Here is a 22,713-nt window from a genome sequence, read left to right on the forward strand (position 1 = left end):
CCAAATCGCGCTCTTCCAGCTTTTTCAGGTAGCGCAGCATTTCGTGTTCGGTGTGGTAGCGGTTGAACACGGGGTGTTGCAGGATTTTGCCGCTGCGACGCAGGTTTTCAGACAGGCATGTGGCCGTTTCAGACGGCATCTCGGCCTTGCCGCCGAACAGGGCAATCAGTTCGGCCGTTTCGGCGGGCGTGCTCTCTTCGCTGAACGCCGCGGCCAATACGGTTTCGCTCACGCGGCGCAGGTTGTAGCCCGCGTCCAGCGCGCGGCGGTACACCGCGTCCGCCTTGTCCGCGCTGCCGAAATCCACGGCCACGGTGTCGAAAAACACTTTGTGCACCACGTTCAGGCCGTCTGAAACCAGCGCGGCGGCAAACGCACAGGCCAGCGCGTGAATGCGTTCGGCGATGCGTTTCACCCCTTCGGGGCCGTGGTAAACCGCGTACATGCCGGCCAAATTCGCCAGCAAAGCCTGCGCGGTGCAGATGTTCGACGTCGCCTTCTCGCGGCGGATGTGCTGCTCGCGCGTGGACAACGCCATGCGCAGCGCGGGCTTGCCCGAAGCGTCTTTCGATACGCCGATGATGCGGCCGGGCGCGGAGCGTTTGAACTCGTCCTTAAACGCGAAATACGCCGCGTGCGGCCCGCCGAAACCCATCGGCACGCCGAACCGCTGCGTGTTGCCCAGCGCAATGTCCGCGCCCAATTCGGCAGGCGGTTTCAGCAAAACCAAACTCATCACGTCGGCCGCCACCGCCACAATCGCGCCCTGCTCTTTCAGACGGCCTATCGCGTCGGCTAAATCCGCCACGTCGCCGTCTTTGCCCACATATTGGAACAGCGCGCCGAAATACTCGCCCTCGGAGGCCGTCTGAAAACTGCCCACCACCAGCTCGAAACCGAAATATTTGGCACGGGTTTTCATCACGTCCAGCGTTTGCGGATACACGCGCTCGTCCACAAAAAAGCGGTTCGACTTCGACTTGCCCACGCGCTTGGCCATCGCCATCGCTTCCGCCGCCGCGGTCGCCTCGTCCAGCAGCGACGCACCCGCCACCTCGAAGCCCGTCAAATCGATGCACACCTGCTGGAAGTTCAGCAAAGCCTGCAACCGCCCCTGCGCAATCTCCGCCTGATACGGCGTGTAGGCCGTGTACCAACCCGGATTTTCCAGCACGTTGCGCAAAATCACGTTCGGCAGGCGGGTCGGATAATAGCCCAGCCCGATATAGCTCTTGTTCACCCGGTTTTTCGCCGCCATGCCCTTGAGCTTCGCCAGCGCATCCGCCTCGGTAAGCGCGTCGGGCAGGTCGAGTTCGGACGGCATACGGATGCTCTCCGGCACGGTGTTGTCCACAAAATCCGCCATGCTTTTCTCGCCCAAAGCCGCCAGCAGCGCGGCTTCGTCGGCAAAACTGATGTGGCGGGGGGCGAATTCGTTGGGGTTGAACAGCGTATTCAGGTTCATGGGTTTTTCCTCTAAGTTTGTCGGCTTGATGCCGTCTGAAAAAGTTTCAGACGGCCTTTCCGCAGGCTGTAAAAAACGCCATTCTAATACAGAACGGCGGCAGAAAATACAGGTTTGTAGCGGCGTGTAGCGGATTTTCAGACGGCCTCGGATACGGCTTTCGCATTCACAACGCCTGTAAAAAAGCCGCCACTTTTTCCGCAAACCGCCGATAACCCGCCGCATTGGCATGGATACCGTCGGCTTTCAGTTTTTTGTCGCTCAGGACTTCGGAAAGCGCGTGTTCCAGCAACGGCAATCCGAACCGCTCCGCCAACGGCCTGTAAATCGGTGCATCCGACATCGGCTCGTCCAAACGGTCGAACTGCATATACGGCGCGGCCAGCAGCAGCACCGCCGCACCCGATTCGCGAATCCTGCCGATGATTTCGCCCATTTGGGCCACGGTTTGCTCTTCGGGTACTTGGTGCAGGAAATTGTTCACGCCCAAACACAGCAGCACCGCATCAGGCTTGTGTGCCAACGCCTCTGGCAGCCGCAGCAGGACATCGCTTGTCTGGTTGCCGCCGATGCCGCTGTTGATCACCGTACAACCCGTCAGCTCCGCCAATACGGACGGATAATCCTGCCCTTTCGGCGCGCCCTGCCCCATGGTCAGCGAATCGCCCAAGGCCAGTATTTTGGTGTTTTTCGTCAATTTGAACGGTTTGCCGCTCTCGCGACTGCATGCGGACAATGACAGCGCAGCGGCAAACAGCAGGAACGAACGGCGGGAAAGACTACGGGATAAAGACATTTTCAGACGGCCTCGGGCGTGGAAACGGTATAAAACGGTGTCATCAGGATAAAAAATAATGGCTGTGTATGGATATGATCTTGATGGAGCACAGGCAAGACGGATGTCTCCGACTTCGGTCATTCCAGCGCAAGCGGACTCCAGTCTCACACGATAGGAACCCAGAGTTTCAAAGGTAACTGGAATTTAAACGTCCGGATTCCCGACTGCGCGGGAATGACGTTCTCAGCGTCATAACCGTATCGTCCGAATACAGCCTTCAAAATATATGGCGCGAAGCAATTCAGACGGCCTTAAAGCCCGTCTTTCAGCCAAATAGCCGCAACGGTCAGCAAACGGCCTGTATAAACGGCGTTGGGCGGCTGCGTATGCCAAACACCAAGCAACGGCAATCCGGAAACTTCAGCCCGCCCATACGGAGCGCAATTCAGGCCGTCTGAAAACGGTTTTTCAGACGGCCTGAATATGGCTGGCTTCATCAATCCAAATGGCTGCCGCCGCGCGCCAGTACCATGCGTTTGCCGTTGGTTTCGGGTGCGGAAACGATGCCGTCGGCCTCCATTTGATCAATCAGGGTGGCGGCACGGTTGTAACCGATGCGCAAATGGCGTTGCAGGTTGGAAATGCTGGCTTTGCCCGTGCTGATAACGGCGGCAACGGCCTCATCGTACATTTCGTCCACTTCGCCGCCGTTGCCCGAACCGTAGCCCGCGGCATCGTCGCCACCAGCTCCGGCAAGGATGTCATCGATGTAGTCGGGCGCGCCGAACTGCTTCAGGTATTCGACCACGCGGTGTACTTCGCCATCCGATGCAAACGCGCCGTGTACGCGCTGCGGATAGCCCGAACCGGGCGGCAGGAACAGCATATCGCCCTGTCCCAGCAGATTTTCCGCGCCCATCTGATCGAGAATGGTACGGCTGTCGATTTTGCTCGACACTTGGAAGGCAATGCGCGTCGGAATGTTGGCCTTAATCAGACCGGTAATCACGTCCACGCTCGGCCGCTGGGTGGCGAGAATTAGGTGGATGCCTGCGGCACGGGCTTTTTGCGCAAGGCGGGCAATCAGTTCCTCGATTTTCTTGCCTGCGGTCATCATCAGATCGGCGAACTCGTCCACCACCACCACGATAAACGGCAGTTTTTCCAAAGGCTCGGGATCGTCGGGCGACAGGCTGAACGGATTGGGGATTTTACTGCCATGAGCCACGGCTTCTTTGATTTTCTGGTTGTAGCCTTCCAGATTGCGCACACCCAAATGGCTCATCAGGCGGTAGCGTTTTTCCATTTCGTTCACACACCAATTCAGCGCATTGGCGGCCAGTTTCATGTCGGTAACCACGGGCGCGAGCAGGTGCGGAATGCCTTCGTAAATGGAAAGCTCGAGCATTTTCGGATCGATCATAATCATGCGCACGTCGTCGGGCGTGGCCTTGAACAGCATCGACAGAATCATCGCGTTCACGCCTACGGACTTACCCGAACCCGTCGTACCCGCCACCAGCAGGTGCGGGGCTTTGGCCAAATCGGTAACAACAGGCTGGCCGGTAATGTCGTGGCCGAGCGCGAGCGTGAGTTTGGACTTGGATTCGCGGAACGCGGGCGCATTGAAGATTTCGCTCAGGCGTATCATCTGGCGGCGCGGGTTGGGCAGTTCCAAACCCATGCAGGTTTTGCCCGGAATGGTTTCAACCACTCGGATGGAAGCTACGCCGAGCGAACGTGCCAAGTCTTTTTCCAGATTCAGCACCGCATTGCCGCGCACGCCGACATCGGGTTCGATTTCGTAGCGGGTAATCACAGGCCCCGCATAGGCATCCATCACCTTGACCTTCACCCTGAATTCGGCCAGTTTTTCTTCGATGGTGATGCTGTTTTCCAGCAGGGCTTCGTCCGTCTGCTGTGCTGCGGGATTGAATTCGGGCGGCAGCAGCAGCGCGGTGGTGGGCAGATGGGCATCATCCAAAAATTCGGGCAGACGCGTTGCGGGAGCAGACACACCGGCGGGTTTCTCCGCATGAACTTCTCCGGCCTTGGTTTCCGTTTGTCGGGCGGATTGGATGTTTGATGCCGTCTGAACAAGGCTTTGCGGGTTTTCAGACGGCCTGCTTTCCTGTTCCGCATCCGCCGATTTTTGGGTCAGGCGGTCGGCAATCGACCAATGGCGGTTGCCGTCCACATAGGCTTCCGCACCGGAAACGGGTTCCAAACCGCCTCGGAACACGGGCGGCTCGGGAATGTCGATCGGGCGCGCCTGCACCGGCGGCATCTGCGGCGGTTCGACCACCGTGGCCGTGGGCGCGGCAGGATGCGCGATGAACACGGCTTCGACGGCGGACGAACCGGCCGTTTCAAACGCTGCGGTATGAGCCGGCGCGGCATGGGCAAACGGCGCAGGCGGTTTCGCCGCTTGGACAACGGGTTTCGGCTTCACTTTGGCCGCACCCTGTTCCACCCGAGCGGCTTCGGGAATCACGCTGTCCTGCATGGCCGCGTCGATACGGTGGAACGGACGGCGCACCGCAGGTGCATCGGATTGGAACAGATTGGAAAACACTTCTTCACGGCGCAGGACTTTCGGCTCGGGCGGCGGCACTTGCGCTTCCGCTTTTTTGCGGCGCACCGTGCGTCTACCCAAAAGGTTGGCATGAATGTCTTCAAAACCGATTTCTTCGCGCACCGCCGATTCAGACGGCTTGTATTCGGGTTCTTCCTTTTTGGGCGGCTGCGGCACGTTCTGCACCGCATGCTGCACGTTTTCCAGCAGCCGGTTGCGCGTACGGCGCAATGCCGGATCGTCGGCCTCGATGGTCGGCAGCGACGCATCGGGTTTCGGCCTCGGCGCAGTTTCTGATTCTTCGGCTTTGGCCGCCTGCCGTTCGGCTGCGGCCGCCCATGCTTCGAGTTGGGATTCGTGCAGCGCACGGGTGGCTTCTTCCAGCGTAATCACCGGCAGCGAAGCATCCACCACTTTGGCGGAACGGTATTCCGGTTCTTCCATCTCCTCGAACGGCACGATTTCAGGCACGGCACGCGCCACCCGTGCGCGGATGCGCGGTTTTGCCGCAGGTTTTGCTTCCGCACCGAACATCTGCAAACTGCCGCCTTCAGGGACTTCCGCCCACCCGTCGTCCTCAGGGGCCGTCTGCAAATCGTAAATCGAAGCCGCCTGTTCCGACTCCGTTTTGCGCTTGTAGGGCGACGACGCATCCACATAGGCGGCATCGCGCGCGTTTTCTTCCAGTTCCGGCTTTTCGGTAAACTGTCTGACCAGCCAGCCCACGCGGGCGGAAATGTCGTCGTACACTTTTTCGGTTAAGGTTTTTTCGCGTGCTTCTTCGGATTGCGTATCGGATGTGGTTTCCGTGCGCACGTCTTCCTCCACCAGCAACTCGAGCTGCGTGCGCGGCTGGTTGATGCGCTGCATTTCGCGCGTCCACATCTCTTCGTCGCGGCTGCGCAGCCACAACACACCGCCGATAACGCCGAGCAGCAGAAGGATAATCAGAAATTCCATGGACGAAACCACCCCGTTTGTTGAACAGCAAAAAAGAAACGTATTTTAACCTTTTCCCGCCCGATAACCAACCACGGCAACACAAACACACTTTTTCAGACGGCCTGTGCGCCACAGGCTCGTACAGAGGCCGTCTGAAAAAACTTACAAACCCGCCAGCAATGCGCGGATTTTGGTAACGGCAAGGTCGGCATCCGTATCGCAGGAAGCGGAACGGCCCGAACTGAAACAGTCGGACGCGGTTACGCCGCACAGATGCGCATATTCCAAACCGAGTTCGCGGGCGAGCACGGCTTCGGGCATGCCGGTCATGCCGACAACGTCCACGCCGTCGTTGCGGTAACGGCGCATTTCCGCAGCCGTAGGCAGGCGCGGCCCCTGAATGCAGCCGTATACGGCTTCGGAACAGATTTGTGTATTCTGCGAAACGGCGTATCCGGCCAGCGTCTGGCGCAAATTATCGGAATACGGGCGGGTAAAGTCGGTGTGCACCACCGCCTGTTCCTCGCCCTCGAAAAACGTGGCCGCCCTGCTGTGGGTGTAGTCAATCAAGTCGTGCGGCATCACCAGCGCACCGGCTTCGAAACAGCCGCCGACGGCAGTAACCGACGACACGGCGATAATCTGCTCCGCACCCGCATCAGCCAATGCGCGGATATTGGCGCGGTAATTGATTTCGTGCGGCGCAACCGTATGGTTGAAGCCGTGGCGGGCGAGAAAAACAATGTCGATGCTGCCGAGCCTGCCGTAAAGCAGCGGGCTGCTGGGCAAACCGTAGGGCGTGCGAACGATACGGCGGTCGGTAATGGAAAGTTCGGGCAAACGGGCAAGGCCGCTGCCGCCGATTACTGCAAGCATGGGAGTGTCCTTATGGGTGTTTTTTCAGACGGCATCATAGCACAAGGGGCAAGTTCGGGAGATAAGGTATGGGCATGCAGAAAAACCCTAAGTTATATAAGGATAATCAGGTTTCAGACGGCCATACGGCATGCAGCGTTTTCACTATTGGCCGTGTTTGGGCATTGTGCTGACGGCATACAGATAAAAATGCCGCATCGCCGCATTCCGTACAAAACAGAATGCGGCAATGCGGCCGTGTGTTCAAAATATTCGGTTATGTGGGTTGAACATGTATTTGGGTTGGAACGTATTGAATCGTGCGGGACAACCGTTCACAACCGCCACTCCCGTTCAGACGAAATAGCAGTATCGGCATCGGCAACGCATCATTCAAACGCAATCCGAAACAATCAGTTGCCCAAATACGGCATCGGGTCAACCGCCTTGCCGTTGATGCGCACTTCGAAATGCAGTTTCACGCGGTCGGTTTCGCTCATGCCCATGGTGGCGATGGTTTGGCCGGCGGCAACGCTTTGGTTTTCCTGCACGGCGATGATGTCGTTGTGCGCGTAGGCGGTGATGGTGGAACGGTTGTGGCTGACCAGCACCAGTTTGCCGTAACCGCGCACGCCTTCGCCCGCGTAAATCACCTTGCCTGCAGCGGCGGCTTTAACCGGCTGGCCTTGCGCACCCGCGATGTCGATACCTTTGTTGGTGCTGCCGTTATAGGGTTGGATGATGTTTTGGGCAGCGTTGTCCACCGGCCATTGCAGGGCGACGCGGTTGACGGGCTGTACGGCGCGCGCTTCGTTATTGGCCGCTCCGGGACTGCCCGGCGTTGTTACGCCGCCGGTTCTGCCCGACGCACCTTTGGGGCGCACCCGCAAAACCTGCCCGGCTTCGATTCGGGCCGAGTTGGACAGGCGGTTCCATTCCGCCAGTTCCGAAACGCTGCGCCCGTAGCGTTTGGCGATGCGGTAAAGCGTATCGCCATGCTGGACGCGGTAATGGCCTTCGGGCACGGGGCCGCCGGTCGGCGTGCCGGCACAGGCGGCCAAAAGCACGGCCAATGCGGTGCAGAAAACGGTATTTTTGAGCTGTTTTGGGTGGTGTGTATTTTTCATGGGCGTAAGGATAGCAAAACTCGGCTGCGCGCCCCACTTTCAGACGGCCTGTCGGCGGATGCTTTACTTTTTTTTACCCGAACGGTTTAAAAAAGCGACAAACGTATTCTTTATGAATGAATGCCGATAAATGCGGCCGAAAACCGCGCCTGCCCTTCCCCTGCCCCGCATCCCTAAACGTTTTTCAGACGGCCTGCCGCCGTTTGCCCGGCCGAACCTCCCCACTCTTGAAAGCACGCCGTCCGACACTATGTTAGACTCTGCCTGCGCTTTCGCAGTCTTCGCAAATCCCAAAGGAATCAAAACCATGCAATTTTTCGGTATCGGCTTTTTGGTACTGCTGTTTTTAGAAATCATGTCCATCGTATGGGTGGCCGACTGGCTCGGCGGCGGCCTGACCTTTTTCCTGATGCTGGCCAGCTTCGTCGGCGGCATCGTCATGCTGCGCAATACCGGCCTTTCCGGCGTATTGGTGGCGGGTGCCACCATGCGCAGCGGCAACAAAGTATCGCTTTACCAGCTTCTTTGGCCGATACGCTATGCCGTCGCCGCGCTGCTGCTGTTGAGCCCGGGATTTGTTTCCACCATCGTTGCGCTGCTGTTGCTGCTGCCGTTCAAAGGCCGCCCCGTCGCCGACATTCATGCGGAAACCGTCTTCCAAAACCGCCGCCCGCCCTTCTCGCGCCCCGATGCGGACAAAGGCGACGTTATCGAAGGCGAATACACGGTTACCCGCACCGACACCGCCAAACATCAGGACTATATCGAACACAAACCCGACTGATGCCGTGCAAACGACAAGGCCGTCTGAAAACAGGTTTTCAGACGGCCTTTTAACGCTTGTGTACGATTCCGCCGCTTGATCCGGCCGGGCCGTACGCCGTGCCTGTGCGCCGGCCATCGGCGTATCGTTCTCGGATATGGCTTGTTTGCCGCATCACCGCTTTTTGACTGGAAACGGATTCGCAAACAAATTCGGGAAAAGGCCGTCTGAAAAATGTTTTCAGACGGCCTTAGCCTTAGTTAGCTAGCTGTATTTACATCGTGTTGATTGATGTGCGTACCGCAGACAACCGCTATTCCCACAGGCGGGAGTACATGTTTGAAATCCAATATCTTTTATTTAAACAAGCAATTGCGACTATCGAATATGGATTCCCGCCTGCGCGGGAATGACGGAAGACACCGCAGTACGGTCAGACCGCACACCGTAATCATACGCAATTTTGTCGGGACAGAGCTGTTTTTCAGACGGCCTGTGCCGGTCAACAGCATTCCGTACGGTTACGTACCGTAGGGTGTTAACCGTAGCTGCCTAAAATTTTACCGCTGCCCCAATAATTCTTCCCGCGTCAGCAGGAAGACGAAACCGTCGCCGCCGCTGGTTTGCAGCCAGGTAAACGGCAGTTCGGGATAGGCGGCTTCCAGCACATCGCGGTTATGGCCGATTTCAACCAGCAGCACGCCTTTCGGATTCAGGAATTTGGCGGCTTGCAACAGGATTTCTCGGGTGGCGTCGAGGCCGTCTTCGCCGCTGCCCAAGGCCAGCTCGGGTTCGTGCAGATATTCGTCGGGCAAGGCGGCCACCGAGTCGGCATCAACATAGGGCGGATTGGACACAATCAGGTCGTAAGTACCTTCCAAACCTTCGAACAGATCGGTGTGAATCAGGTTGATGCGCTCTTCCAAACCGTAATCTTCTACATTGACGGCGGCCACTTCAAGAGCATCAAGGCTTAAATCGACGGCATCGATTTCGGCGGCGGGATAATGGTGCGCCATCTGAACGGCCAAACAACCGCTGCCGGTGCACAAATCCAAGGCGCGGTGCACAAGTTCTTCGTGCTCTATCCACGGCAACAGCGGCTCGCCGAGCAGCTCGTAAATAAAGGAACGCGGCACAATCACGCGTTCGTCGACGTAAAAGTCGAAATCGCCCTGCCACGCCTGATTGGTCAGGTAGGCGGCGGGAATCCGTTCGTCTGCACGGCGGCGGATGAGGTTCAGCAGGTTTTTGCGCTCGTGCGGCAGCAGGCACGCGTCGAGATACGGCTCAAGCATATCGAGCGGCAGGTTGAGCGTATGCAGAATCAGGTAGGCGGCTTCGTCGTGGGCATTGTCGCTGCCGTGACCGAAAGTAAGTCCGGCTTCGTTGAAACGGCTGACGGCATAACGCAGAAAGTCGCGCACGGTATTCAGACGGCGGGTGGACGGGATATACATGGATGGCCTGTTAAGGATTTCGGACGGGCAGGATTATAGCAGAGGCCGTCTGAAAACAGTTTTTCAGACGGCCTTCGGTTATTTCCGCAGCTTTCTGTTTTCAAACCGCTTGAGCAGCAGGTAAACGGGAACGGCAAGAACCACAACGGCCAAGATTTCAATATCGGTGCCGCCCAGCGTATCCGCCCACCAGTCGACCGCCTTGTTGCTGCCGAACAGCCCGACACCGCACAATGCCGCCCCGAGCAGCAGGAACACCAGAAATACTGCCCATGTCATATAAACGGCAGAAATATCCGTCCGGCCTGTTGCCGTCATGAATAGCCACACGAGCAGACCGGCCAGGCAGACAAACAGCAAGCCGAGCGTAATCAGATACGCGCGCATAAACAGGATGTCGTTTTGATACGCCTGTTTCTGTCTGCCGGATTTTGTGCGGTGTTTGCGGGTCATGGTTTCTGCCTGATGCTGTTCAAAAACTTAAGGCCGTCTGAACAATTTTTTCAGACGGCCTTTCTGTCAGACGGCCTGTAAGTTATCGCCGATAACTGCGTTTGTACGGCATATTGATTTACAAGGGAACTTTTACAACCGTCATTTCCGAACGAGCCGTAATCCGGTTTGGCGATTTCAGACGGCTTACGTATTCATGCTCTTGTGAACGAACTTTGGATGCCCGCCGCCCGCCTTCTCAAGATTAACGGCAAACACCCAAACCGCCCGTTATTTCAGACGGCCTAAAGACCATAGACAGATTCAAACCTGCCCAGACGATGCCGCCGCAGCAAAACCGCCGTACCGCTGCTGCGGTTTGTCCGCCATAGCACTCAACCGAACAGCGTCTGCAAATCCGACGTTTTCTTGCGGTAAGGCAGTTTGATGTCGACACGGAAAATGCCGTCGATTTGGCGGCTTTGGATTTTAGCGTCGTTGTCGTACATCAGCGCAAGGCGTTCGTTCAGATTGCGTAACGCCATGGAGTTGCCTTTGTGCGGCTTGGCATTTTCGCTGCTGTCGGGCGGGACGAACGGATTTTCGATGCGGATGTAGATGGACGACTTGTGGCGTTTGGTCAGCACGGAAATCACACCCGGGCGGTGGGTGGATTCGATGCCGTGGAATACGGCGTTTTCCAGCAGCGGTTGCAGCAGCAGATGCGGCGTTTCCGCATCGTCGGGTGCCTGATGCTGCCACATTACCTGCACGCGGGTGTGTCCCATGCGGATTTGCTCGATGGCGATGTATTCCTGCGCCCATTCGATTTCCTGCCCCAGCGTACTGTTTTGGCTGCCGTCTCGCAGTTGGGCGCGGAACAGGTTGGCCAAGTTTTCGAGCAGGGTTTCGGCATCATAGGGGCGCAGGCGGATCAGGCTGATGGCGGCGTTGAGGCTGTTAAACAGAAAATGCGGGCGGATGCGGGCGGTCAGCGCGGAGAGGCGGGCTTCGGAAAGCGACGGTGCAAGACTGTAGCGGCGGGCTGCTTCGATATACATCACCCCGAGCGAAAACAGGTTCATCAGCCAAAAATGCCGCCAGAAGTTGCCTTGGTCTTTCAAAATAACGTAATCAATCAGCACAAAAATGGTAACATTCGACGCATGCGCAACCAGGGCGGTGTATTTGCCGTGGTAAAGCGACGGAAAAAAGCCGTTGATGAAATAGGCTTTCACGAAAATCGCCAGCAAAACGGGCAGAATCCAGCGCACATGGTGAAACAGCTCTTCTTCGTATCCCATGGGCGAACCGCTGACCAGCGGCAGCACCAGAAGGGTAACGGCGGTGGAAAGTATCAGCCGGACAACGCTGGCGGAATTCCTCAAATCGGGTACCGCAAACCAAGATGCCGTCTTGTGTAATGACATAATCTGCAACCTTTTATTTTTATTTTAATCATCCGAATAACGAAAGAACCGAACGATGAACAAGCAAAAAACCTGGTCCGGCCGTTTCAACGAACCCGTAACTGAGCTGGTCAAAAAATACACCGGCTCGATTGATTTCGACAAACGCCTGGCCGAATGGGACATCCAAGGCTCATTGGCACACGCGCAGATGCTCTGCGAAGCAGGCGTTTTAAGCGCAGGCGATTTGGCCGCCATCCGGCAGGGAATGGCCGAGATTATAGCAGAAATAAATAGCGGAACAATTACATGGTCATTGGATTTGGAAGACGTTCACATGAACATCGAACGCCGCCTCACCGACAAAATCGGCGATGCCGGCAAACGCCTGCACACCGGCCGCAGTCGCAACGACCAAGTCGCCACCGACATCCGCCTGTGGCTGCGCGACCAAATCAGCATCATTCAAGCCCTTATCCGCGATTTTCAGACGGCCTTAATCGATTTGGCCGAACAGAACGCCGAAACCGTGATGCCCGGTTTTACCCATCTGCAAGTTGCCCAACCCGTCAGCTTCGGCCACCATATGCTGGCCTATGTGGAAATGCTCGGCCGCGACTGGGAGCGCATGGCCGACTGCCGCAAGCGCGTCAACCGTATGCCTTTGGGCGCGGCGGCGCTGGCCGGTACGACTTATCCGATTCAGCGCGAAACCACGGCAAAACTGTTGGATTTTGAAGACATCTGCCGCAACTCGCTCGATGCCGTGTCCGATCGCGATTTCGCCATCGAATTCACCGCTGCGGCCAGCCTGATTATGGTGCATTTGAGCCGCCTTTCCGAAGAGCTGATTTTGTGGATGAGCCCGCGCTTCGGCTTTATCGACATCGCCGATCGTTTCTGCACCGGCTCCTCCATCATGCCGCAGAAGAAAAACCCCGATGTGCCCGAGCTGGTGCGCGGCAAATCCGGCCGGGTAATCGGCCATCTCACCGGCCTGATTATGCTGATGAAATCGCAGCCCTTGGCGTATAACAAAGACAATCAGGAAGACAAAGAACCGCTGTTCGATACCGTGGACACGCTCATCGACACCCTGCGCATCTACGCCGACATGATGCGCGGCGTAACTGTGAAGCCCGAAAACATGCGCGCCGCCGTGATGCAGGGCTTCGCCACCGCCACCGACTTGGCCGACTATCTGGTGAAAAAAGGCATGCCGTTCCGCGACTCGCACGAAGTCGTCGCCCAAGCCGTGCGCCACGCCGATGAAAAAGGCGTGGATTTGAGCGACCTGCCTTTAGAAATGCTGCAAGGCTTTTCCGACCTGATTGCTGAAGACGTTTATCAGATACTCACACCCGAAGGCAGCCTGAATGCCCGCAACCACTTGGGCGGTACCGCGCCCGAACAGGTGCGTTTGCAGGCGGAATACTGGCGTGGCGTACTGGCGCAACAGAATTGATGCACTCAGGCCGTCTGAAAACCTTTTTCAGACGGCCTGAGTTTCATGCTTGATTTCCATCACTTTATAATAAAACCAAGGCTGCTTGGATATTGCGTTAATGCTTGGTTTTTCATCATTTCCGTGCGGCAAGAGTCCATATTTATAGCGGATTTAATTAATTTTCGATACAAGGCTGCAAGCCGCAGACAGTACAAGTAGTATGGCAAGGCGCAGCAACGCTGTAGCGAAAGTTAAGTTAATCCGCTATAGATATTCACAAGCAGTAGTTCAAAAAAAACCCGGATTCCAAACATGGATTTCCGCCTGCGCGGGAATGACGGAAACAGGAAAAACCCGTCTTACCGGTACGTACGCCGTTAACCCGATATTCAAATACAGCCTATATTTAAAATAAAAAGCGTACATTTTTTATTAAAACAAATATTGATTTCCCGAATATCGATTTGCAGTTTTGACAGGAATCTCCGAATGTCCGCCCTTTACCTCGCTTCCGGCAGCCCGCGCCGCCGTGAAATTCTGGAAAATCTAGGCTACACCGTTATCCGCCTGCCGTCGGAAATCGACGAAACGCCGTCTGAAAACGAACCGGCCGAAGCCTACGTCTGCCGCATGGCACGGGAGAAAAACGCGGAAGCCGTGCGGCTGTGGGGCCTGTCCGGACGCGGCGCACCCGAATTTCCCGTCATGACCGCCGACACCACCGTCGCGCTCGGCAGCCGCATTCTCGGCAAACCCGAATCCGCCGCCGATGCCGCTGCGATGCTGCGTGCGCTGTCCGGGACAACCCATCAGGTGTACACCGCCGTCTGCGTGTTTTGGCAGGGGAAAACGCATGAAGTTTTGCAGCAGAGCGACGTGGCATTCAAAACCCTGACCGAAGCAGAAATCGAAGCCTATATCCGCAGCGGCGAACCGCTCGACAAAGCGGGGGCATACGGCATTCAAGGCTTGGGCGGGCTGTTTGTCGAACGGCTGGCGGGCAGCTTCACGGGTGTAATGGGGCTGCCCGTGTTTGAAACTGCGGCACTGCTGCGGGAAGCGGGGGCGGACGTGCCGCCGTTTTGAACAGCGCGTAACGGTAAGGCAAAGGCCGTCTGAAAATGTTTTTCAGACGGCCTTTGCCATTACGGTATTTGCTTCACAATACAACAGCTTCAGTTTAATCAGACCATAGGACTGAGACCTTTGCAAGTCGTTCAGGCCGTCTGAAACATCCGATTATCGCCATTCCCGCGCCGGCGGGAATCCAGTCGTTTTTTCGTAAGCTATCGAAATAGAATACTTGATGGTTTTAAGGCCGGATTCCCGCCTGTTCGGAAATGACGAAAGTCCGGAGAACCCCGTCTTGCCGGTGTGCGGCCAAACAATATCCGAACATAATCTTGGGGTAATATTCGGAATAAGGTTTTCTGATATTTCCTTTCGTTGGCAGCGTATGACTTTTTTGCAAAAATTCCTGCCTGTATTAAATATCTTAGGCGGATTGTGTTTATAGCGGATTAACTTAACTTTCGCTACAGCGTTGCTGCGCCTTGCCGTACTACCTGTACTGTCTGCGGCTTGCTGCGCCTTGTATCGAAAATTAATTAAATCCGCTATATATTGGCAATTTTGGTACTGTTTGCCGCTTTTGTCTTTATGGTTGCGCTCGACATTCATCCCGGCTGATTTATCCGCAGCAAAGGCCGTCTGAAAACGTTTTTCAGACGGCCTTTGCTGTTACGGCATTTACTTCTCGTCAATAGATTTGAAACCCGTTTTTCCATTCGCGCAATGCGGTAAATACCGCTTCGCCGCCGGACAAATCCTGCCCCGCATATTCCGCCGCGCGTTCGGCAACCTGTTTGAGTCCGCAGCGCAGGAAGGGGTTGATGCGTTTTTCGTGTGCCAGCGTAACGGGCAGCGTGGGCGTTTCGGCTGCTTGGGACAAGGCCGTCTGAATATCGGCGTTGTCGGGTTCGATAAAGGCAGCGAAACGCAGGTTGGAAGCGGTGTATTCGTGCGCGGGATAAAAAAGCGTATCGTCGGGCAGGCCGCCGAAGCGCATCAGGCTGCCGTAAAGCTGGGCGGCGGTGCCGGTAAACACGCGGCCGCAGCCGCCGCTGAACAGGGTGTCGCCGCAGAAAACGTGCAGGCCGCCGGGGGTTTGCAGCAGATAGCTTAAATGGCCGTCGGTGTGGCCCGGGGTGTGCCACACGGAAGCGGTGCTGCCGTTGAAACGGACGCTGCTGCCTTCGCCGACGGTTTCGTCTGCCGAAGCGATGTCGGTGTTGCCGTACACGCGGCATTCGGGGAAGGCCTGTTTGAGCGCGGCGATGCCGCCGGTGTGGTCGTCGTGGTGGTGAGTAATCCAGATTTGGTCGAGTTTCAGACGGCCTGCTTCAAGAAACGCGAGCACGGGCGCGGCTTCGCCCGGATCGATGCAGACGGCGGCCCCGTCCGCTTCGATCATCCAAATATAGTTGTCGGAAAAAGCCTTTACGGGCACGATGTTCATGGTTTGCGTCCTTTCGTTCTGTGGATTTTGCCGAATGTACTGGTATGGGCGGCAGATGCGGTTTTCCCGCGGTACGGCTCGGCAGCATCCTTTGCGGCCGTGCTTTCCATACCGGACAGCTGTGTTCCAACGGGAATGATACACGCAAAATACCGTGAAGGCCGTCTGAAAATTTCCGGTTATAACAAAAACAGCTTACATTAAAACCAAGCATTCTTTCCTTTTTTCAGACGACCTGTTTACAGTGGCGGTATTTTGCAGACGCCTGCGTCGAAGGCTTTCCGAACAAGAATAATCCGAGGAACGAATCCCATGAACCAAGCCAATCCGCTGCCGCCCGAGCTGTCGGCGCAGCTTGCATCGCTGTCCCCCGTCCAACTTGCGTGGCTGTCGGGTTACTGCTGGGCGAAGAGCCAAGGCGGACAAATCCCGCAAACCGCCCTGCCCGCTGCCGCCGTGCCCGCACGCCGTGTCACCGTCTTGTCCGCTTCGCAAACAGGCAACGCCCGCCGCGTGGCGCAGGATTTACACGCCAAACTGACAACGGGCGGTGTTGACGCGCGCTTGGTGTCGGCAGCCGATTTCAAAAGCAAAACCCTGCCCGACGAAGACATCCTGCTGCTGGTTACGTCCACCCAAGGCGAAGGCGAACCGCCCGAAGAAGCCCTGCCGCTCTACAAACTGCTCAACGGCAAAAAAGCCCCCAAACTCGACGGCCTGACGTTTGCCGTATTGGGTTTGGGCGATTCGTCGTATCCGAAATTCTGTCAGGCCGGTAAGGATTTCGACGCGAAATTCGCCGAATTGGGCGGCAAACGGTTGGCCGATGCGGGCGTGTGTGATTTGGAGTTTCAGACGGCCGCCGATGCGTGGGTCAACGCTGTGGTGCCGAAAGTCATCGAATTGTGCGCGCAGCAGTCCGCCGTTCCTGCCGCCGCAGACTTGATGCCGTCTGAAAACGTGCCGGAACAGGTTTACGGCAAGGAAAAACCCTATGCCGCTTCGTTGTCGGTGCGCCAGAAAATCACGTCGCGCGATGCGGAAAAAGACGTGGAGCACATCGAAATCGACCTTGCCGGTTCGGGCATCCGCTATCAGGCGGGCGACGCATTGGGCGTATGGCCGCAAAACGCGCCCGACTTGGTGCAGGAAATCCTGTCGCTAAACCGCCTGAACGGCAGCGAAACAGTCAACCTTGCCGACGGCACGGCTGCCGACATTCAGACGGCCTTAACGCAACATCTTGATATTACGCAGAACACACCTGCCTTTGTGCAGCAGTATGCCGCTCTTTCGGGCAACGCGGACTTGCAGGCAACCGCCGCCGATGCCGCCGCGCTGGAAGCCTTTATCGCCGAAAATCCGCCCGTGGGCGTGATGGCCGCCTACCCCTTTGCTTTGGACGCGCAAACACTGGCCGACCTGTTCCGCGCCCAAACCCCGCGCCTGTATTCCATTGCCTCGGCGCAGGACGAAGTCGGCGACGAAGTGCACCTGACCGTCGGCATGGTGCGCTTCATCCACCACGGCAACGGCTACACCGGCGCGGCTTCGGGCTTCTTGGGCGAACGGCTCGAAGAAGGCGGAGAAGTGCGCGTGTTCGTCGAACCCAATCCCCATTTCCGCCTGCCCGCCGACGGCGGTACGCCCGTCATCATGATCGGCGCGGGCACGGGCATCGCCCCCTTCCGCGCCTTTATGCAGCAGCGCGCGGCCAACGGCGACGAAGGGAAAAACTGGCTCGTCTTCGGCAACCAACGCTTTACCGACGACTTCCTGTATCAGGCCGAATGGCAGCAGTTCCGCAAAGACGGCCTGCTGACCCGCGCCGATTTGGCATGGAGCAGACAGGGCACGGAAAAAGTGTATGTGCAGCACAAGCTCGCCGCCGCCGCTGCCGACGTGTGGGCATGGCTGAAGGAAGGCGCACACATTTATGTTTGCGGCGACGCAACCCGCATGGCACGCGACGTCGAAACCGCGCTCTTGGATATCATCTCCGCACAAGGCGGCATGAGCCGCGACGATGCGGAAGAATTTCTCAACGACCTGCGTGAAGAGAAACGCTACCAGCGCGACGTGTACTGAAGCCGCACCTGTGCGGGCGTGAAACAGCCGTTCCACCGATTGTGCGCCCACAGTACAGGGCCGTCTGAACACGGTTTCAGACGGCCCTGCCGCATCTGCCGATGACGAAATCCGTATCAAGGTTTACAATGCTTTCAGACGGCCTGCCCGTTCCCGTCGGGCCGTCTGAAAACAACATTGCAGAAAACCCCCGATACAGAAAAGAAAACCATGAAAGGCATCATCCTGGCCGGCGGCTCCGGCTCACGGCTCTACCCCATCACGCACGGCGTATCGAAGCAGCTTCTGCCCGTGTACGACAAACCGATGATTTACTACCCGCTCTCGGTGCTGATGCTGTCGGGCATCCGCGACGTTTTGGTGATTTCCACCCCCGACGACATCGGCGGCTTCCGGCGGCTGCTCGGCGACGGCAGCAATTTCGGCATCAACATCGATTATGCGGTACAGCCCAGCCCCGACGGTTTGGCGCAGGCTTTCATCATCGGCGAAACATTCGTCGGCCGCGACAGCGTATGCCTGATTTTGGGCGACAACATCTATTTCGGCGAACACTTCAGCAACAAACTGGCCGCCGTTGCTTCGCGCGAAAGCGGTGCAACGGTGTTCGGCTATCAGGTGTCCGACCCCGCGCGTTTCGGCGTGGTGGAGTTCGACCAAGACTTCAAGGCCGTGTCCATCGAAGAAAAACCCGCCGAACCCAAATCCAATTACGCCGTTACCGGCCTGTATTTCTACGATAACGACGTGCTGGAAATCGCCAGAAACATCCGCCCCTCGGCGCGCGGCGAACTCGAAATCACCGATGTCAACCGCACCTATCTCGAACAGGGCCGTCTGAACGTGGAAGTTTTGGGACGCGGTTTCGCATGGCTGGACACGGGCACGCACGACAGCCTGCTCGAAGCCTCGCATTTCGTCCACACCATCGAAAAACGGCAGGGCCTGAAAATCGCCTGTCTGGAAGAAATCGCCTTCAAAAAAGGCTGGCTGTCCGCCGACAAACTGGCCGAAAGCATCCGCCCGCTGGCGAAAACGGGTTACGGGCAATACCTGCAACGGCTTTTGAACGGCGCGTAGCGGGTAGCCCTGCCCGCCGAAACCCGCCCGTGCCGTGTCCGCGCAAACGGAAATCCGCACCGCCGCCCGTATGCCAAACGGCTTTTCTTTCCGCATGGCCATTCTTTGCGACAACCGCTGCGGAAACGCCGGACACACCACGTCCCCGTTCAGACGGCCTTCACAACGCGAAGGCCGTCTGAAAGCCACCCCGCCGACCGAAACGGAACACATCATGCAGATTATCGATACCGCCATTCCCGACGTTAAAATCATCCAACCCAGAGTGTTCGGCGACGAACGCGGCTTTTTTCTCGAAACCTTCAAAAAAGACCGCTACGAAGAAATGCTCGGCATCGAACTCGATTTCGTGCAGGACAACCATTCCCGCTCGCAGAAAGGCGTGCTGCGCGGCCTGCATTTTCAGACGGCCAATCCGCAGGGCAAACTCGTGCGCTGCGTGCGCGGCGAAGTGTTCGACGTTGCCGTGGACATCCGCCCCGATTCGCCCACGTTCGGCAAATGGGCGGGCGTCGTCCTCGGCGAAGAAAACAAAACCCAGCTCTGGATACCGCCGGGCCTCGCCCACGGTTTCGCCGTTTTGAGCGACGTCGCCGATTTCGAATACAAATGCACCGATTTCTACAACCCCCAGGCCGAAGGCTGCCTGATTTGGAACGACCCCGCCGTCGGCATCGAATGGCCGCTCGGCAACCCGCTCCTGTCGCCCAAAGACAGCCAAGGCAAAACCTTAGAGGAACTGTTCAAATGAGAATCCTGCTTACCGGCTCCAAAGGCCAGCTCGGCAGCTGCCTGCGCGACCGCCTGCCCGACGACTGGCAGATCATCGCCGCCGACTCCGCCACACTCGACATCACCGACGCAGCCGCCGTCAACAACATGGTCGGCAGTTTCCAACCCGACGCCGTCGTCAACGCTGCCGCCTTTACCGCCGTCGACAAGGCCGAAACGGATTCCGCCGCCGCTTTTGCCGTCAACGGCACCGCCGTACACAATCTGGCCGAAGCCGCCCGCAACGCGCAGGCACGCTTCATCCACATTTCCACCGATTATGTGTTCGAAGGCAATGCCGACACCCCCTATCTCGAACACGACCTGCCCAATCCGCAAAACGTGTACGGCAAATCCAAACTCGCGGGCGAACTGCTCGCGCTCGCCGCCAATCCCGACAGCCTGATTATCCGCACCGCGTGGGTATTCAGCGAATACGGCAGTAATTTTGTCAAAACCATGCTGAAACTGGCCGCCGAACGCAGCGAAATCTCCGTCGTTGCCGACCAAACCGGCTGCCCCACCTACGCAGGCGACCTTGCCCAAGTCATCATCGCCGCCCTCAAGCGCGAAGAAACCCTGCGCGGCATCTACCACTACTGCGGCAAGGAAGCCGTCAGCTGGCACGGTTTCGCCGAAGCCGTTTTTCAGACGGCCTCACAGCGCAGCGGCAGTTTCCAAGCCCCCCGCACCCAAGCCGTTACCACTGCCGACTACCCCTTGCCCGCATCCCGTCCCGCATACAGCGTGATGGACTGCGGCAAACTGCAAAACGAACTCTACCTGCCGCCCTGCGATTGGCGCGAAGCGCTGGCGGATGTGGTCGGCAAACTGCTGTAACCGCCGTTTTTAAAGCATTCAGACGGTACTTAATCCTGTCGGCGCACCATAAAAACGGCAGACCTCCGCCCGTTGTGATTACGTGCGGTGTCTGTTGGCCGGTTCGGTAAAACAGGCCGTCTGAAAACGGCCGTCAGCCATGCTGTACTGCCGCGGCACAACCGCCGCCATACCTGTGTATGCAGACATCTTAAAACAGCCGGACGCGGCCAAACATCCGCCGCATCCTTTCTTCGCACCGCAATCACGGCACAGCGTTTTTTTTCAGACGGCCTCCCCTGCCCCGCACAACCCCTTTCAGGAACACCATGGCACATTACGCAATCGGCGACATCCAAGGCTGTTACGACGAACTCGAAACCCTGCTGGCCAAAATCGGCTTCAACCACGGCCGCGACACACTCTGGCTCACCGGCGACATCGTCAACCGCGGCCCCAAATCGCTCGAAGCACTCGAATTCGCGTTCAAACACCCAAGCAGCGTGCAAACCGTACTCGGCAACCACGACCTGCACCTTTTGGCCGTTGCCTACGGACACGGCAAAATCAAACGCAGCGATACTATCGCCCCGATTCTCAACCATCCCGAAGCCGGAAAACTGCTCGATTGGCTGCGCGCGCAACCGCTGATGATCGGCGGCGGAAACCATGTGCTCGTCCACGCCGGCCTGCTGCCGCAATGGAACATCCCCCAAGCCGAAGCCCTTGCCCGAGAAGTCGAAGCCGAACTGCAAAGCAGCCGCGTCGGGCAGTATTTCGCCAATATGTACGGCAACAAACCCGTTTGCTGGCACGACGGGCTGCAAGGTTACGACCGCCTGCGCATGATCACCAACGTGTTCACGAGAATGCGCGCGCTCACCGCCGACGGCGGCCTCGACTACGGTTTCAAATCCACGCTCGAAGAAATACCGCCCGAACTGATGCCTTGGTTCGACGCGCCCGAACGCCGCAATCTCGACCGCACCATCGTATTCGGCCATTGGTCGGCGTTGGGCATCGTCCGCCGCCGCAACGTACTCTCGCTCGACACGGGCGCACTTTGGGGCGGGCAGCTTTCCGCCGCCAATCTTGATACAGGCGAAATCGTGCAAGTGGACGCAAAAAACGGTTTGAAATGGTAAAAACTGCATTAAAAGCCCCTTCAGACGGCCATCTCCCCCGCACCCCGCATGACGCGCACAGCCATCTTGTGGTACTTTAACCCTATCCCTAGCCGACACCACCGTGTCCGAAACCGACGGCCGTCTGAAAAGCGGTTTTTTTACCGCCCCGATTCAGACCGGTTCAGACGGCCGCAACAGGAGAGCATCATGCAGACACCCGACACCATCCAGATTCCCGGCCTGTGCGGGCCGCTCGAAACCATCTATCTTCCCGTCAGGGGCAACGCCAAAGGCGTGGCCGTCATCAACCACCCCAACCCGCTGCAAGGCGGTACCAACACCAACAAAGTCATCCAAACCGCCGCCAAAGCGCTCAACATCCTCGGCTTTCACTGCTACCTGCCCAACTTGCGCGGCGTCGGCAACAGCCCGGGCGTACACGACTACGGACGCGGCGAAACCGACGACTGCACCGCCGTCATCGACTACGCCTGCGCCCAACATCCCGAAGCGCCCAAACTCGTTTTGGCGGGCTTTTCCTTCGGCGGCTACGTTTCCCTGTTTGCCGCCGCCCAACGCAAGCCCGATATGCTGCTGCTCATCGGCCCCGCCGTCAAAATGTACACCGAGCGCGCCGAACCGCCCCTGCCCGATGCCGCATCCACCCTGCTGATACACGGAGCCGACGACGAAGTCGTCCCCCTGAAAAACGCGCTCGAATGGGCGGCACCGCTCGACCTGCCCACCATCGTCCTGCCTGCCGCTTCGCACTTTTTCCACGGCAAACTCATCCCCCTACGCGACACGGTTCTGCGCTACGCCCCGCTGATTCTGGACGACGACGATTAAACCGCCGTTTGACCCGTGTGCGGCTATGGCTGTCGGCTGTCTGACAACAGCGCAACGATAACGGCCACAGCACAACCGCTTTGCCGTATGCACCGGCGGATGGTTCGCACAGCGTCCAAAACGAAGGCCGTCTGAAAATATTTCAGACGGCCTTCGTATGCCGACCATCGGCGGAAAATCCGGTATGCCCTACGTTCGCTCGCAACAA

19 protein-coding genes and 1 pseudogene are annotated in these 22,713 nt (G+C 57.7%); 9 read left to right on the forward strand and 11 right to left on the reverse strand.

Annotated elements, in window-relative coordinates:
- The 5 genes and pseudogenes from ACEYDX_RS10335 to ACEYDX_RS10355 form a co-directional block, all read right to left on the reverse strand.
- Window positions 1-1,465, reverse strand: a pseudogene (locus ACEYDX_RS10335) (glycine dehydrogenase (aminomethyl-transferring)); the annotation flags it as partial.
- 166 nt (window positions 1,466-1,631) lie between these two features.
- The gene (locus ACEYDX_RS10340; protein WP_373741937.1) at window positions 1,632-2,261 is read right to left on the reverse strand and encodes a GDSL-type esterase/lipase family protein; all 630 of its coding nucleotides are present in this window, start codon (window positions 2,259-2,261) and stop codon (window positions 1,632-1,634) included.
- A 478-nt stretch (window positions 2,262-2,739) separates the two neighbouring features.
- Window positions 2,740-5,778: a DNA translocase FtsK gene (locus ACEYDX_RS10345; protein ID WP_373741938.1), complete on the reverse strand. Its 3,039-nt coding sequence runs from the start codon at window positions 5,776-5,778 to the stop codon at window positions 2,740-2,742.
- A 144-nt stretch (window positions 5,779-5,922) separates the two neighbouring features.
- Window positions 5,923-6,636, reverse strand: coding sequence for an S-methyl-5'-thioinosine phosphorylase (locus ACEYDX_RS10350; protein ID WP_373741939.1), 714 nt, complete (start codon window positions 6,634-6,636; stop codon window positions 5,923-5,925).
- A 392-nt stretch (window positions 6,637-7,028) separates the two neighbouring features.
- Window positions 7,029-7,742 carry a peptidoglycan DD-metalloendopeptidase family protein gene (locus ACEYDX_RS10355; RefSeq protein WP_373741940.1) on the reverse strand — a complete coding sequence of 238 codons (714 nt, stop codon included), beginning with the start codon at window positions 7,740-7,742 and terminating at the stop codon, window positions 7,029-7,031.
- Window positions 7,743-8,049: 307 nt separating this feature from the next.
- On the opposite strand from ACEYDX_RS10355, the gene ACEYDX_RS10360 reads away from it, so the two are divergent.
- A complete protein-coding gene (locus ACEYDX_RS10360) occupies window positions 8,050-8,526 on the forward strand; it encodes an FxsA family protein (RefSeq protein WP_373741941.1) in 477 nt (158 codons plus the stop codon).
- Between the two features lie 539 nt (window positions 8,527-9,065).
- On the opposite strand, the gene prmB is transcribed toward ACEYDX_RS10360, so the two are convergent.
- From prmB to ACEYDX_RS10375, 3 genes are all read right to left on the reverse strand, one after another.
- The gene (prmB, locus tag ACEYDX_RS10365) at window positions 9,066-9,965 is read right to left on the reverse strand and encodes a 50S ribosomal protein L3 N(5)-glutamine methyltransferase (RefSeq protein WP_373741942.1); all 900 of its coding nucleotides are present in this window, start codon (window positions 9,963-9,965) and stop codon (window positions 9,066-9,068) included.
- Window positions 9,966-10,043: 78 nt separating this feature from the next.
- Window positions 10,044-10,418 (reverse strand): hypothetical protein, encoded by a 375-nt coding sequence (locus ACEYDX_RS10370; RefSeq protein ID WP_373741943.1) that lies wholly within the window; start codon window positions 10,416-10,418, stop codon window positions 10,044-10,046.
- A 374-nt stretch (window positions 10,419-10,792) separates the two neighbouring features.
- Complete coding sequence (locus tag ACEYDX_RS10375; protein ID WP_373741944.1) at window positions 10,793-11,827, reverse strand: sensor histidine kinase; 1,035 nt, start codon at window positions 11,825-11,827, stop codon at window positions 10,793-10,795.
- 55 nt (window positions 11,828-11,882) lie between these two features.
- Here ACEYDX_RS10375 and argH point away from each other — a divergent pair, with 55 nt between their 5' ends.
- Window positions 11,883-13,271, forward strand: a complete 1,389-nt coding sequence (argH, locus tag ACEYDX_RS10380; protein WP_373741945.1) for an argininosuccinate lyase — start codon at window positions 11,883-11,885, stop codon at window positions 13,269-13,271.
- 471 nt (window positions 13,272-13,742) lie between these two features.
- Window positions 13,743-14,339, forward strand: coding sequence for a nucleoside triphosphate pyrophosphatase (locus tag ACEYDX_RS10385; protein ID WP_373741946.1), 597 nt, complete (start codon window positions 13,743-13,745; stop codon window positions 14,337-14,339).
- 153 nt (window positions 14,340-14,492) lie between these two features.
- Here ACEYDX_RS10385 and ACEYDX_RS10390 read toward each other — a convergent pair whose 3' ends face one another.
- Together ACEYDX_RS10390 and gloB are read right to left on the reverse strand one after the other, a co-directional pair.
- The gene (locus tag ACEYDX_RS10390) at window positions 14,493-14,933 is read right to left on the reverse strand and encodes a hypothetical protein (protein WP_373741947.1); all 441 of its coding nucleotides are present in this window, start codon (window positions 14,931-14,933) and stop codon (window positions 14,493-14,495) included.
- Window positions 14,934-15,012: 79 nt separating this feature from the next.
- Window positions 15,013-15,771 carry a hydroxyacylglutathione hydrolase gene (gloB, locus tag ACEYDX_RS10395; protein ID WP_373741948.1) on the reverse strand — a complete coding sequence of 253 codons (759 nt, stop codon included), beginning with the start codon at window positions 15,769-15,771 and terminating at the stop codon, window positions 15,013-15,015.
- 312 nt (window positions 15,772-16,083) lie between these two features.
- On the opposite strand from gloB, the gene ACEYDX_RS10400 reads away from it, so the two are divergent.
- From ACEYDX_RS10400 to ACEYDX_RS10425, 6 genes are all read left to right on the forward strand, one after another.
- The gene (locus ACEYDX_RS10400; protein ID WP_373741949.1) at window positions 16,084-17,859 is read left to right on the forward strand and encodes an assimilatory sulfite reductase (NADPH) flavoprotein subunit; all 1,776 of its coding nucleotides are present in this window, start codon (window positions 16,084-16,086) and stop codon (window positions 17,857-17,859) included.
- Between the two features lie 210 nt (window positions 17,860-18,069).
- Window positions 18,070-18,939 carry a glucose-1-phosphate thymidylyltransferase RfbA gene (rfbA, locus tag ACEYDX_RS10405; protein WP_373741950.1) on the forward strand — a complete coding sequence of 290 codons (870 nt, stop codon included), beginning with the start codon at window positions 18,070-18,072 and terminating at the stop codon, window positions 18,937-18,939.
- Window positions 18,940-19,153: 214 nt separating this feature from the next.
- A complete protein-coding gene (gene rfbC / locus ACEYDX_RS10410) occupies window positions 19,154-19,690 on the forward strand; it encodes a dTDP-4-dehydrorhamnose 3,5-epimerase (RefSeq protein WP_373741955.1) in 537 nt (178 codons plus the stop codon).
- Entirely contained in the window at window positions 19,687-20,550 is an 864-nt protein-coding gene (gene rfbD, locus ACEYDX_RS10415) for a dTDP-4-dehydrorhamnose reductase (RefSeq protein WP_373741951.1), read from the forward strand. Before rfbC ends, rfbD begins: the two co-directional genes overlap by 4 nt.
- A gap of 308 nt (window positions 20,551-20,858) precedes the next feature.
- Complete coding sequence (locus ACEYDX_RS10420; protein ID WP_373741952.1) at window positions 20,859-21,674, forward strand: symmetrical bis(5'-nucleosyl)-tetraphosphatase; 816 nt, start codon at window positions 20,859-20,861, stop codon at window positions 21,672-21,674.
- 189 nt (window positions 21,675-21,863) lie between these two features.
- Entirely contained in the window at window positions 21,864-22,505 is a 642-nt protein-coding gene (locus ACEYDX_RS10425; protein ID WP_373741953.1) for an alpha/beta hydrolase, read from the forward strand.
- Window positions 22,506-22,528: 23 nt separating this feature from the next.
- Here ACEYDX_RS10425 and ACEYDX_RS10430 read toward each other — a convergent pair.
- Window positions 22,529-22,713 (reverse strand): hypothetical protein (locus ACEYDX_RS10430; protein ID WP_373741954.1); only part of this gene is annotated, 185 nt, incomplete at its 5' end.

Source organism: Neisseria sp., assembly GCF_041804105.1.
GTDB lineage: Bacteria > Pseudomonadota > Gammaproteobacteria > Burkholderiales > Neisseriaceae > Neisseria.